Origin of the sequence: Algoriphagus yeomjeoni, from assembly GCF_003259505.1 — a bacterium.
Lineage (GTDB): Bacteria > Bacteroidota > Bacteroidia > Cytophagales > Cyclobacteriaceae > Algoriphagus > Algoriphagus yeomjeoni.
In genome coordinates this window covers 192,628-205,420 of the sequence record NZ_QLLK01000004.1, presented here as the reverse complement: position 1 = coordinate 205,420, position 12,793 = coordinate 192,628, and the positions used below count along the sequence as shown (strand labels likewise).

Genomic DNA, 12,793 nt, shown 5'->3' with positions numbered 1-12,793 from the left:
ATTTTATTGCCCAAAAAATGAAGAGGCTGTCTCAAAAGGAATTGAATTTGTCAACCTGAGCGGAGTCGAAAGCCAGTTGAAGCAAATAATTGACATTTCGACTTCGCTCAATGTGACAAACAGCAATTTTGTGGTAGCCTTTTCAAAACTAATTAAGCATGAATTACAACCCAGAAGCAATTGATTTTAAGCCTCTTTCATTGATTAAGGATTCTCTTACTTTAAGTGATCTGAATGCTTTGATTGGGTCAATTGCTCCACCGGATCTGCGCATTGCTTCAGCAAGCAAAGGGCGTAAATCTGTTCTGTATGCATCCTGTAAAATCTCCTGAGCTCCTGCCACATCATGGACTTCCTGAGCTGCTTCTAAGGATTTACTATCTACCAATAATGCCTGAGCATAGGCGAGTTTAATAGCCTGAACGGATTGAATCAGATCTTCCATAGGATCTTTCAAGTTGTGACTGGCATCGATCATCCATGAAAGTGGGGGATTGTTTGTCTCTTTAAATCCTTTCACCAATTCCTGGAAAATCAGAAACAACTGATAAGGTTTTACACTTCCCACAGTCAGGTCATCGTCACCGTATTTAGAGTCATTGAAATGGAATCCGCCTAATTTACCTTCGGTCATCAAGGTTGCTACGATCTGCTCGATATTGGTGTTTGGCAGGTGATGTCCCAAATCCACCATCGTATAAGCCTTTTTGCCGAGTTTATTAGCCAGTAAAAATGAAGTTCCCCAATCCTGAATCACTGTGCTGTAGAAGGAAGGTTCGTAAGGCTTGTATTCAATCAAAAGCTTCCAATCATCCGGAACTGCTTTATAGATTTCCTGCAAAGACAAGTGAGTATTCTCCAGTGCTTTTCTCAAGCTGTGCTGTCCAGGGAAACTACTTCCATCAGCCAACCAAACAGTGAGTGCTTTGGAACCTAGTTTCTCTCCGATCTCAATTACCTTCTTGTTATGCTCCACGGCTAAGTCTCGAACTGCTTGTTCTGAATTTGCGAGAGAACCAAATTTATAGCTATGCGCTTGGTGAGCCTGATCCTGAAAAGTATTGGAGTTTACCGCATCAAAGCCAATCCCTACTTCTGAGACACTGTCTTTTATCGCTTGGTAATCAGATGGAATATCCCAAGGAATATGAAGGGAAACAGCGTTGCTGGACTGATTGAGTGCATGAAGGATTCCTACATCTTGGATTTTTTGGATCAAAGTGGCCGGTTCACCACCTCCGGAAAATCTCCCAAATCGTGTACCACCTGTTCCCAGTGCCCAACTTGGAATGGCTATCTGTAGTTCTTGAAGTTTGGAAATGAGAGATTCTACATCAATTCCCTTTTTCTCTAAGCTTTCGGCAAGGAATTCAAAGCTTCTGTTGTGTTCTGCACTTTGATAATTGTTTTGTGACTGTATTTGATCGAGCGTAAGTTTCATTATGATATTTTTTTTACCGCAGAGAGCACAGAGGTCACGCGGAGGACGCGGTTTTATTGTTAAATGTGGTTATTGTTGTTGAAGTTGTTGTCCTGCTTCTCCAGAAGCTGGACTGACTAATTATTGACCTTCAGTTTCTTCCTCAGATTTATTCATCCAAAAAGAAGCTGTGGCAAACCAAACTATAGTCCCGATTAACATCAGTGTTTTGGAAAGTTCGGGAGTGATGCTTCCTTTGAAAACCAGAAAGGAAGGAGCAAGTGTCAATGCTAAAGCAGCGAATGATATAATTTTTAGTATGTTTTTCATGATCAATAAGTTAATGGAATAGTAGGAGAGACGTTGCTGGTCTTTTTCTGCAGTGCTTTTGAGGCAAGTAAATAAACAATTACTGCCACAAACCAGCCTGGAAGTCCAAGGAAGAAAATTTCAACTCCGCCATAAATATTCAAGCCCAAGCAGAAGATAAGTGCTATCGCCCATGTGATTCCTACTGCTGGATTGAAATGTGATTTGGTCAACTCAGCATAATTACTGGCAAGTCCCATTTTCGGTAATACAAATACATCCAAGAAAATCACAGCTCCAAGTGGCATTAGGATCAACCCATAAAGCGCGACGAATTCCAGCAATTGCATCACCAAAGCAGGGAAACATGCAGCGATGGTAGTCACCAAACCTACAAAGAGCGTTACTTTCCAAGTCTTCCACTTCGGATTGATAGATTGTATAGCAAGTCCAGCTCTGTAAAGTGTTGGATTTGCGGTTGTCCAGCCTGCGATCACTACGCAAACTGCTCCGGCAATCCCCGCAGCTTCATAGGCGATAGGTCCAGGAGCAAATACTAAACTGCCTTTGGACTCCAAAAGGAATAGTGAATACAAGATGCCAGAAGCCATCCAGGCGATGAAGTGACCTAAAAATACGCCTGTTGCTGATGAAAAGCCATAGGTCCATTTTTTTGCATACCGTAGTAGAGACATATCTGCCATTCCGATATGCATGCCCATATTGCAAAACCAAGCAAAAAACATAATATGCCAGAACGTGAATTTGCTTTGCCCTTCCAATGGAACCCCATTCCAAATCGTGCTGTCGGCTATAGGCCAAAACTCAGAAAAGGATGTGATTCCTAATCTTGGCAAAACACCGACCGCTGCTGCAATAAAGATCATAATCATCCATGGAGCTGCGATATTTGCGAATTTTGAAATCACATTGAATCCAAACATGGCTACCACCGTGGTGATGGCTCCAATACCAAAAACTGTGATTACCCAGCCCACACTATTTGGATACACATCGGTAAGCGAAGGCATCTGAAGATTGAAAGGAATCCCTACTGCAGTGGCTGAAACAGCGATCATTGAACCAGCCAAAAAGCAAAATAGCGCTGCGTTTACTACGTTATATACAAGTGTAAAGCGATTTCCAGCAATTTTTTCCAATTGGTAATAGAGTGTTGTCCTTGTCTTTACAGCTACTTTTCCAGTGAAAAAAGCCCAACTCAAAACCGCTAAAATATTACCTACAATCAGTCCACTTACTAAGTCACCAGCAGAAGCTCCGTGAGCTACGAATAGAGGACCAAGTACAAATTCAGTTCCTGCGGTATGTTCTCCGGCATAAGTTCCGATGAAGCTTTTCCAGCCTTTAAGTTTGTTTTTGGGAATGGGAGTTCGCTCGTATTCGTTGACAGCTTCGAGCCGCTGTTTCAAGTTTTGTTTTTCAGACATAGGTTTTCTTTTGGGCTAGCGTTCAAATTAGGTTTGAAGATGCTGTCATGTATCCTGTGCTATATGGGTTAGGATAGCGTTTTTGGCACATTTTGAAATATTTCCTTAATCAAATTCTGATATCTGAACTTTACCGGCTATTCCCGAAGGCATAGTGTTCCAGTTACTTGCATCAAATGGCTTGTAATCGATGTTTACGAAGTTGATCTCATGGTAATTTCTCCATTCAATGCCATTTCTATCAAGAAATCTGATGCTATTTGCCATTAAGTTTGCAACTTCTATTTTGATGGTATTTTTACCATTTTGTAATTGCTCCGTTACATCGAGTTGATAAGGAATACTCCAGATATTCCCCGCTTCCTTTCCATTGATCCAGATTTTGGCTGATTCATATACCTTATCGATCGTCAATAAATAGTGCTTGCCTTCAGTTTTCTTCATTTCAAATTCACTGGAATAACTTGCCTGACCCGAGAAATCATCCGCTTCTGGGGAATCGTTATCAGTCCAAGGTTTGATTGATTCCATCGTCTGTGGTGATGGAAGCTTTGGCTGGCCTTGGATGAAAGTAAGTTTCCAGTTATTCGAAATGTCCGCGCTGTTTAATGATTGAGAATAATCCGCCCAAGCAGGAATTGCCAAGTCAACTTTATCTTCAAAAGTCTTCAGGAAAATTGATTCTCCAGATTTTAGATAGATGGAAATACTTGTGCCTTCTGAATTACTTGTTGTAGGAATTGATCCAGTTTTTCCAGTAAGCGGATCCATGACCATCACGGTTCCTGCTTTTGCATTTAGGGAAATGGTTTGGGAAATAGTATTCGCACTGTGATTCACCAAGAAATAGTAAGTACCATCAGCTACTTTTCTACGGATAAAATTTAATCCAGAATCCACCAACTTTTCTCTATAAATCCCTAAACTTTCCAAAGCTCCACGAGAGTCTTGATTCAGAATGACCTGACCCTTCCCCACATTTACTTTTCCATGGTTAAATGACAAAGAAGCCCATAAAGCATCAAACTCAGCTTGTCTTGACTCTTGGTCAGAATGATAGCCTGGAATGGATTTTGGCTTGGATTGAAAGATGACTTTGCCACCTGCTTCTGCTAAGTTCAAGATTGACTTTAAAGTCTCAATGGGCATAAACTCAGTCTCAGGGATAAGCAAAACTTTCGCAGAGTTCTTTGGAGAGGTTTGAATCAGCCCATCTTTCACGGTTGAATTTGCTATAATATCATCCGAGATAAAATCGAGAGAATAACCAGCTTCCATCAGGCTTTTGGACTGCTTATAAAACTCCGTTGGATGCAACCACTCATCGACAGCATGCACTGTGATCATTTCCATTTTCCCTTTTGGCTCCGCCCAAACGTCGTAAACCGGCCAGTAAACCAACAATTCATTGTCAGCTTTTCCAGCTTGCAAAATAGCCTGTGATCTAGCGATGTAATCATTAAAGCCCTTGAAGTGTGGCCAAAGACTGTTTTGCTGCGTCAGGTTTAGCGATGCATAAAAAAGCCAACCTGGATAGGAGACATCTTCAGGACTGTAAGTCACACCATGGTAAAAAATGTGATTAACTCCTGCCAAAAATGCCTGCTCAACCTCTGGTTTCATCTGGGAAAAGGAGGATTTGAAATGCTCTCCCAGCCAAGTGAAAGTCTCGGATGAAACTAGATTTTTACCGGTCAAATGTGCCGCAGATGAGGCAAACTTCAGCATAATAGGATCTGGATCCACATTTCTGACGTCTGCACTATCTCGTCTAAGTCCGGGAATAGGGAAGTAGCTGGATCCAAAAGTTTCGCACTCTGGAATATCCACTGCAGCATAAAGATCAAGCAAATTCCCTGGGGAACCGTGTGCTTGGTTCTTCGTGAGTTTGGATTGATTATGAGCCCAACTCGTCCAATTCTTCGTGAAGTTATTCAGCAATAGGTCATTAATGGTTTCTCTATAATCAGACTTCACACGTCTCACCATTTCTGAATCTTCCTCACTTTCCAGATAAGGAAGAAAAGCCTTAAGATCATAACCTCTTCGTTTTTCAAACTCCTCAAAAAAGCTCCCAGTAAAATCAGCTCCATAGACTTCAAAACTGTCGTTATAAAATGACCGAATTCCATAATCCTTTCCAGCAAAAGCCTTTTGAAAATAGGAATTATACGAGTCGACTGCGGATTTGCTGAAGTGATCTAAGGTAAATCCAACACCTCCTGGAGCAGCTCTTTTGACCATCTGCCCAGTTTTATCCAGGAAAATAGCTTTGATCTGCCAAGCTCCGGCTTCATCCCAATCAAGTTGCCCGTCTGCCTTTACAAACGAAGTGATATCCTTCGCATTTAAATCTTTATCATAAGCCATCACAGCGATCAGCTCAGCATCGTATTGATTTTCTCTTCTCTTTTGGAATTGAATAGGAGTTGGTAATTCTTGGCCATCTACCTTTTCATAATTCTGGATAATCATGCGAGTCGCTGCATTTTCCACACCTACCTGTGGTCCGCCATACGGCCAACCTGTTCCCTGAGTCATATCCACGCCCATTCCAAGTGACTCAGCCTTGGTGACAGTGAAATCCAACATGCTCAACCACTCTTCTGAAAGAAATTCTAGGTACCGATCTTCATAGCCTTTAGCTCCGTAGATCGGTGCGATTTCCACTCCTCCAAGTCCAGCTTCATGATAAGTTTCCAGTAGTTTGGATAGGTTCTTTTCATCCACAGCATTTCCCATCCACCACCAGCGAGTCCAAGGTTTGGCTGTTTGGGTGATCTCCGGCCATTCAGCTGAAGCAGGTGATTTTTTATCTAAAAGTTGAAAACCTAAAAAGGCTAGGATGGGAAAAAGGAGTAGAAGGTATTTGGATTTTGAAAGCATAGGTAATGGGTTATTGTAAGTCGAAAACATTTGGCAATGCAACGGAAATAGGAGAGTTGTCAGGGTTAGTTTCCATGATGTCAGCCATGTGTTTCCACCAGCGTTGTACGATTGCTGTGTTTCCCAAATCTTGGGAATTGGCTTCCCCCTCGATTACTTGATAGGCGAAAAGATTAGATGTCTCCTTGTCCAAAAATATCTGATAATCAATGATTCCTGTGTCTTTGAGTAAAGTAACTAATTCAGGCCAGATTTCACGATGTCTTCGCTCATATTCTTCTTCGAAACCAGGAATTAACTTCATTCGAAAGGCTAGTTTTTGTGGCATTTTGATTTTAATGGTAGAGTAAAAAAAAGGAAAGATTAAGCATTTTAAAGTTAAAGCTATTCATTATTTAAGAAGTCTTTTAGGCCAATTTCATTAAGACTTTCAATGGCTTCCGCTACAATCTTCGCATTCAATTCCGCTCCTTCTTCTATGGTGTGCGTGTGATCGGTATCATTAAAATAATGAGCTTTTACATATTCCTCCCCCAACTCATTATATTGATTAGCTACTAATTGATTGAGATCGATGAAAGCAGTTTCGGTATCCTCAGCGACTTGCTTTGCCCACAACCCATAGTCATTTTCTGCAGTGATGACTTTGCCATCTTGCCAGTTATTTCTAGGAATCAAAGAGCAGACGATAGGAGTGACGCCTTTAGCTTTGGCTGCCAATATCATCTGCCGCAAATACTGCCCATAGGAATAAACGATCTCCTGACTTTTAGTGATTGGGTTGTAGATGTTTTCAGCTTCCAAACCGGCACTTTTGATTGTTCCTCGTGCACGGGCTTCATCGTCAAGTGGACTAGAATCGTTGTGACCGAATTGCATAATTAGGAAATCGCCAGGCTCGAGTTTGTCAAGCACTTTCTGCCACATTCCATAAGTCTGGAACGTACGGCTACTGGTGCCGCCCAGCGCATGGTTTTGCACTTTGATTTTGTCTGATTCAAAATAAGGAGCTATAAAATCACCCCATCCCCAAAGTCCGCCAGCTCCATCACCTTGACCATTTTTGACTGTTGAGTCACCAATAAGGAAAAGTGTTGGTTTGTCCTTTTTCAGATAATCTTTAAGGTCACAGTCTTTCAAGTCTTTTATACCTTGGGTAACTGACCAAGCATTGATTCTGGCACCAGCTTCATTGGTATGCGTGTGATCCCGCTCAAAAAGGCCTTTTACAACCTCTTGACCCCATTTGTCATACTGATCTGCCACGATTGAATTCAGGTCAATGAAAAAAGCTCCTTGCCTCCTGGCTGCATCTCTAGCCCATTTCCCAAAATCCTGATTAGCCCGCTCGACTTCTCCGTCTTGAAATTTGTTGCGAGGAATCATGGATGCGACTATGGGAGTAGCGCCTTTAGCTTTGGTATCGGTGATGAACTTTTCAAGGTACCATCCATAGGTATGAACAGTTTCTTTGGTACCATCCGGCCAGGTAAGCTCTTCGGTTTCGTCACCCATTCCCCGCAAAACTCCTCGATAACCGGCTCTAGTTGTGTCTGGAACAGAGCCCTCATTGTGCCCAAATTGCATGATTACATAATCACCAGGCTTTAGTGTTTCAAGTACTTTTTCCCATCTGCCTTCCTTGATGAAAGTGCGGGTACTTCTGCCCGCCATGGCCTGATTGCTTACTTCAAGTCTTGTGCTATCAAAAAAATCCTGAAGCACATTTCCCCAACCTCTCTGTAAATTGCCTTCACCGCCATTTCTAACCGTAGAATCTCCTATTAAGTAGAGCGTTTTTTTCTCCTCAGCGTACTGATGAAAAGCGGTAAAAAGTATTGCTAGTACAAGTATTATTAAGGGCTTAACTGGTTCTTTTAACTTCATAGGGTAATAGACTTTGCTAAAAAAAAGTGCTGTTTATTTACTGACCCAATGTAATGAAGAAAATTTTTTGAACTTACCTGTTCTAACCTTTTAAAGACGTATTTGATCGAATTGCCTATAAATTTGATTGTAAACAGTTGAAACCTAGAAAGGAAATTCTCAACGTGAATCTGAGAAATTAATCTGCGCAAATCTGCGGGAAAACAACAATTACCTAATCTAAAATGGAAATATCAACAAAGCATGCTGTCCCACGGTGTTGAAATCACGCCAAACCCGATTTAATTCTGTGTGGGTTTTTGCAGCTTCCAAACCAGCGAAAGGATACAGTTTTCCATTTATTTCTCTACATTTTTGAGTTAGTTTTCGACTGATTTTACTGATTTTCTTTAATCTAGACTCGGATATTTTGCCATTTTTACTAAGTTCTTTCCAAGATGAGTCCACCTGACTGTAAAATTCATCTCTAAGCTTTTGAAGTTTTTTGGCTTGTTGGCTAAGGAGGTTTTGAAAATAGCGAAGGTGTTTTTTATCGTACTTTCTATACTCATGTCTTTTCCAAAAGGATTGCTCAATCAGTTCTATCAAATGTTTAGAAATTCCCAGAATATTAGCCGCCAGTGTAGCTTCTGCAAATTGCAAGAATGGGTATTGATAAATAGGAGCTTTGAGCTGAGCTTTCTCAGGAAGAATTTCAAAACATCTGTCTAGTGGAACGGATAGATTTTCGCATTTAAAAGCATGACTTCCGGTTGCGATCATTCCCATGTAATTCCAGCCATCGAGGATTTCCATGTCTTTTCTATCTAGTACAAATGCTTTAATCAGCGTATTACCCTTTTTGTCTAGCAATGCTTTTCCCTCCTCGAATATTTCACAGTTTGCTGTAAGATGAGTGGCATGTAAAGCCCCGGACGCATAGGTCCAGCTTCCAGAGATGATGTATTTATCACCGACCTTGTTAGCTTTTCCTCCCACAAATCCACTTCCTGCCAGACATAGTTTTTCGTCAGGAAAAATGTCTTTCCGAACGGATTCATTCATGAATCCAACAAACCAAGCAGCTCCTGCGCACAGAGTCACAGTCCATCCCAAACTTCCGTCCAGCTTTGCTAATTTCTCTTCAATTTTCAGTGCTTCAGGCAAGGTGCATCCTAGACCTCCCAAATCCTTTGGGACGAACAGCTTAAACCATTTCTCTGCATAAATTTCAGTCAGCCATTCTTCCGGAAGCTGTCCTAGTTTTTCTGCTTTTTGGGCTAGTTCATGGTTAAACAGTTGCGAATTTTGCATTGGGTTGGTCTAGTTCTTTTTTCCAATCGAAATAGCCGAAAATAGCTACTACGAAAAGGAATAGGGTAAGTAATGACATTAAAATCAACTCTTTATGAAAGAGTAAAGGAATGGCGATCAAGTTCGATACGTTTAGCCAAATCCAATTTTCCAACTTTCTTTTGGCCAAAAGCCACATGCCAGCCCAGGCAGTAGATGACACAAAAGCATCTACGATTGGCACATCAGAGTCTGTAAAGTTGGTGAGCATAAAGTACAGAAAACCCCACCCCAGAATAGCGATGGCCCAGGTGATTTTCTGCTCCTTTTTCGTACTTCGGGAGATGGAGGAAGCTCCGCTGGCAGTGCGATTTTTCCACATGGCCCAGCCATAAATACTCATGACTAGGTAATAGGCGTGGAGCAAGGTTTCTGCATACAGCTTGGCATCGACGAGCAGAAAGCCTGAACAGAGAATACCAATAATACCTGCAGGGTAGAGTAGCACATTGTTTTTTTTAGCAAAGAGTACTTCTGTGACTCCAAAACTCACAGCAATCCATTCCAGTAAACTGGTGGCTTTGATCTGCTCAAGTAGCAGGTTTAGGTCAATAGATACTAACATTTGAATAACGTTTTATGATTATTCAAAAAAGGGAGAACAGCAATCTAGTCCCTACGCCGGCATTACCCGGATCAGGTGCTCCCGATAAATCGGGATGGGTATGATCTCAGCCCGTAACTTTTAGGGCACCCCTCATTTGATGGCGCTAAGTTAGAAATTAATATTTCGTTTGAAAGAAAAGTTAAGGTTAAATGGAATGAGCTATATGGGAGAAGTTTTACAGGAAAATTTAGGTGTAAAAATGCTAATAGCTCAATTGAATTATTAATTCAACTTCAATAGATGTCATGTTTTTCTTTCTGAATGCCTGAAAAATAGTTTTACATATAATAGAGGAGCAATAAAAAAAGGCCAGTTAACTCTCGTCAACTGGCCTCCCATTATACCCCTATGCTAAAGAATTATAATGGTTTGCTCTGTGCTTGTGAATAGACAAGTTCGGCTACACCGGCTGTTTTGGCGCCTACCCTTACGAAAATATCACTTCTAGAAGCTAATCCTCCTGGGATAGGAACATTTACTGTGATTGGTGTCCCGTATACTATCTGATCCATTGGTACTCTAAAAACACCATCATTTCTGACAGCATCAGTGAGCATGGTTCTACCCATGTAAATTGATGCATACTCCAAGTTTCTACCACTGTTAGTATTTTCAAGCGTAAATGTTACTGAAATAGAGTTTCCATTCACATCAAAACTAGTGTTATTGATCACGAAATACGGCTGCACCTCAACATCAATCATCTGTGATCCCCTTACCTGTACAGGAATTGAATCAGTTCTGTCCATCCAAGGTCCATTTCCTCTAATCAAGGTCATCTGATAATCCCCATCAAAAATCACAGCTGAGAAAGTGCCATCTTGAGCGACATATACCGGTATTTTTTGAAAAAGGTCATAGCCTCTTTGCCAAAGCTCTAGCTGAACCCCATTGCTTCTTAGCCCCAAAGGCTCATCGTTATAAACTATTCTACCAGACAAGGTGGATTTAGGTTCTTCGAAGTTATCAAACTCGCAACTGGCAGCCACTAGGCCTATCAGCAGGATCAAATAAGTATTTATTGATTTTAATTTCATAGCGTTTCCTGTTTTAGTGGAATGGGTTTCTTACGATTTTCGGGTTGGCGTCAATTACACCTTGACTAATCTCGGAGTAATAGTTTCCCAACTGAAAGAATCTCGGTGCGCGGAATCTTGGTGCAACGGACTTCATGAAGATGAATTTTCCATCACGAGGATCTCCTGGGCGTACCACACGATAAGGATATAGACTATAAATCATGCTTTCAGGATTAGTTGTGCTGCCAGACCACTTTTCATGGGCAACTCTCCATCTTTTATAATCCCAGACTACATGGTCTTCGAAAGCTAGCTCTACTCTTCGCTCATGCATGATATCCTCCATAGTCAGGCTGCTGAGGCTATTTGCACCAAAGCCAGCTCTTTCTCTTAGGGTATTGATATAGCCTAAAGCTTCACCTGTTTGACCTAGTTCTAGTGCAGCTTCTGCGGCATTTAGGTAAATTTCTCCTAATCGGAATCTTACCCACCAAACTTCACTTCGAATACCTCTTGTACTTGCACCAACGGCATTATCCACATACTTTCTAAGGTAAAAACCAGTATTAGATACTTCTTGAATAGATCTATGTGGGCCACCTGCCGCTACTAGAGTTCCGCCATCAATATATTCTGTGGCTAATCCATCAGATTCAATTCTGTCATAACTATTTCCATTCCAAACCATTACGCCAGCTTGCATGAAGATTTCTTGACCTCTAAAAGTGGCACCAGGATAGATGATTGTTCCGTATAAGCGGGCATCTTTACCTTCGAAAATATCACTTACCTCATCATAGTAAATATAATCTGAATCATCTGGAGTACGGATTTTTAGTTCTCCTGAGCTTCCATCTAAGTATTCGTAATCTTCTACTAGATTAAGACTAGGAGTGATAGCTGAGGAGCCTAAGTTATCTTCACGAGCAGATCTAGCCACATTGTCGTAGGTAAATCCATGGCGCTTATCAGCTGAAAGAAGAAAATCCTGTGCCCAAATTACTTCAGGGTTTCCATTTTTGTTGATGACAGCTTCATAGAAGTTCTCACCTAAATCTGGATTAGAATTATAAAGACTATATCCACCTTCTTCAAGAATAGTTTTGGATGCCGAAAGCGATTTAGTGTAATACCCCTGAGCACGCGATCCATCTATGCCTACCTCATTTCCAGGTAACTGAATAGGAGCACTCATAGCGGAGTTATACTTTGCCAAAGAACCAGCATAAAGTGCTGATCTGCTGATCACAGCCAGGGCAGTAAACCGATTTGCACGGGTATTGCTCCCATTGTTACCAATCGTAGGTATGATCTCCTCCATTTCACTGATGATGAAATCATATACTTCAGCTTCAGTATTCCTTGGGTTTTGCAGGTAACTTGGATCTCCACTGAAGTCATAGATTAATTCTTCTGTGATGATAGGTATTCCGCCCATACGTTTTACATGCTCAAAATAAACGTAGGCTCGGATAAATCGAAGCTCACTTAGGAATTGAGTTTTTTGATTGTCTGGCAATGTAGAAATGGTGTTTAACTTGTTAATTGAGAGGTTTATATCTCTAATCAAGCCATAATCCCATATTTGCCAGCGATTAAAACCATATGAACCAATGTTATTTAGCCCATCGTTTCCTGAATAACCTGACCACATCGCTTCGTCATAGGCTGCAAAATCTGCCCAACCACCAGTTAGACTAGTGTGGGAAGGGAGTCTATCATAATAATTTGAAAGGACTCCTGTTACCAATTTGGTATCATTCCAAACTTGATTATCCAGTAGAATATTTGGTGGCTCAAGCTCCAGGTAATCTGGATCACAAGAAGTTGTTACAGCACTTATAAGTGCTAATGCTATTATATAAATATTGAATTTTTTCATAAG

Annotated in this window: 10 protein-coding genes; all 10 read right to left on the bottom strand. The window is 41.1% G+C overall.

What is annotated here, in order from left to right:
- Positions 1-163: 163 nt before the first annotated feature.
- Positions 164-1,441 (bottom strand): sugar isomerase, encoded by a 1,278-nt coding sequence (locus LV83_RS08350; RefSeq protein WP_111611095.1) that lies wholly within the window; start codon positions 1,439-1,441, stop codon positions 164-166.
- 120 nt (positions 1,442-1,561) lie between these two features.
- Positions 1,562-1,750 carry a hypothetical protein gene (locus LV83_RS08345; protein ID WP_211320467.1) on the bottom strand — a complete coding sequence of 63 codons (189 nt, stop codon included), beginning with the start codon at positions 1,748-1,750 and terminating at the stop codon, positions 1,562-1,564.
- 2 nt (positions 1,751-1,752) lie between these two features.
- The gene (locus LV83_RS08340; protein WP_111611094.1) at positions 1,753-3,177 is read right to left on the bottom strand and encodes a purine-cytosine permease family protein; all 1,425 of its coding nucleotides are present in this window, start codon (positions 3,175-3,177) and stop codon (positions 1,753-1,755) included.
- A 105-nt stretch (positions 3,178-3,282) separates the two neighbouring features.
- Complete coding sequence (locus LV83_RS08335) at positions 3,283-6,063, bottom strand: glycosyl hydrolase (RefSeq protein ID WP_111611269.1); 2,781 nt, start codon at positions 6,061-6,063, stop codon at positions 3,283-3,285.
- A gap of 10 nt (positions 6,064-6,073) precedes the next feature.
- Complete coding sequence (gene rhaM / locus LV83_RS08330) at positions 6,074-6,391, bottom strand: L-rhamnose mutarotase (protein WP_111611093.1); 318 nt, start codon at positions 6,389-6,391, stop codon at positions 6,074-6,076.
- A gap of 56 nt (positions 6,392-6,447) precedes the next feature.
- Complete coding sequence (locus LV83_RS08325; RefSeq protein WP_111611092.1) at positions 6,448-7,950, bottom strand: rhamnogalacturonan acetylesterase; 1,503 nt, start codon at positions 7,948-7,950, stop codon at positions 6,448-6,450.
- Positions 7,951-8,169: 219 nt separating this feature from the next.
- A complete protein-coding gene (locus tag LV83_RS08320; protein WP_111611091.1) occupies positions 8,170-9,243 on the bottom strand; it encodes an acyl-CoA dehydrogenase family protein in 1,074 nt (357 codons plus the stop codon).
- The gene (gene pnuC / locus LV83_RS08315) at positions 9,221-9,847 is read right to left on the bottom strand and encodes a nicotinamide riboside transporter PnuC (RefSeq protein WP_111611090.1); all 627 of its coding nucleotides are present in this window, start codon (positions 9,845-9,847) and stop codon (positions 9,221-9,223) included. The genes LV83_RS08320 and pnuC overlap by 23 nt, the downstream gene beginning before the upstream one ends.
- A gap of 401 nt (positions 9,848-10,248) precedes the next feature.
- Positions 10,249-10,926 (bottom strand): DUF3823 domain-containing protein, encoded by a 678-nt coding sequence (locus LV83_RS08310; protein WP_111611089.1) that lies wholly within the window; start codon positions 10,924-10,926, stop codon positions 10,249-10,251.
- A 13-nt stretch (positions 10,927-10,939) separates the two neighbouring features.
- Positions 10,940-12,790, bottom strand: a complete 1,851-nt coding sequence (locus LV83_RS08305; protein ID WP_111611088.1) for a RagB/SusD family nutrient uptake outer membrane protein — start codon at positions 12,788-12,790, stop codon at positions 10,940-10,942.
- Positions 12,791-12,793 lie beyond the last annotated feature (3 nt).

Coding starts and splice junctions, on each gene's coding strand:
- LV83_RS08350 (WP_111611095.1), bottom strand. CDS start 1,441: ATGAAACTTACGCTCGATCAAATACAGTCACAAAACAATTATCAAAGT.
- LV83_RS08345 (WP_211320467.1), bottom strand. CDS start 1,750: ATGAAAAACATACTAAAAATTATATCATTCGCTGCTTTAGCATTGACA.
- LV83_RS08340 (WP_111611094.1), bottom strand. CDS start 3,177: ATGTCTGAAAAACAAAACTTGAAACAGCGGCTCGAAGCTGTCAACGAA.
- LV83_RS08335 (WP_111611269.1), bottom strand. CDS start 6,063: ATGCTTTCAAAATCCAAATACCTTCTACTCCTTTTTCCCATCCTAGCC.
- rhaM (WP_111611093.1), bottom strand. CDS start 6,391: ATGCCACAAAAACTAGCCTTTCGAATGAAGTTAATTCCTGGTTTCGAA.
- LV83_RS08325 (WP_111611092.1), bottom strand. CDS start 7,950: ATGAAGTTAAAAGAACCAGTTAAGCCCTTAATAATACTTGTACTAGCA.
- LV83_RS08320 (WP_111611091.1), bottom strand. CDS start 9,243: ATGCAAAATTCGCAACTGTTTAACCATGAACTAGCCCAAAAAGCAGAA.
- pnuC (WP_111611090.1), bottom strand. CDS start 9,847: ATGTTAGTATCTATTGACCTAAACCTGCTACTTGAGCAGATCAAAGCC.
- LV83_RS08310 (WP_111611089.1), bottom strand. CDS start 10,926: ATGAAATTAAAATCAATAAATACTTATTTGATCCTGCTGATAGGCCTA.
- LV83_RS08305 (WP_111611088.1), bottom strand. CDS start 12,790: ATGAAAAAATTCAATATTTATATAATAGCATTAGCACTTATAAGTGCT.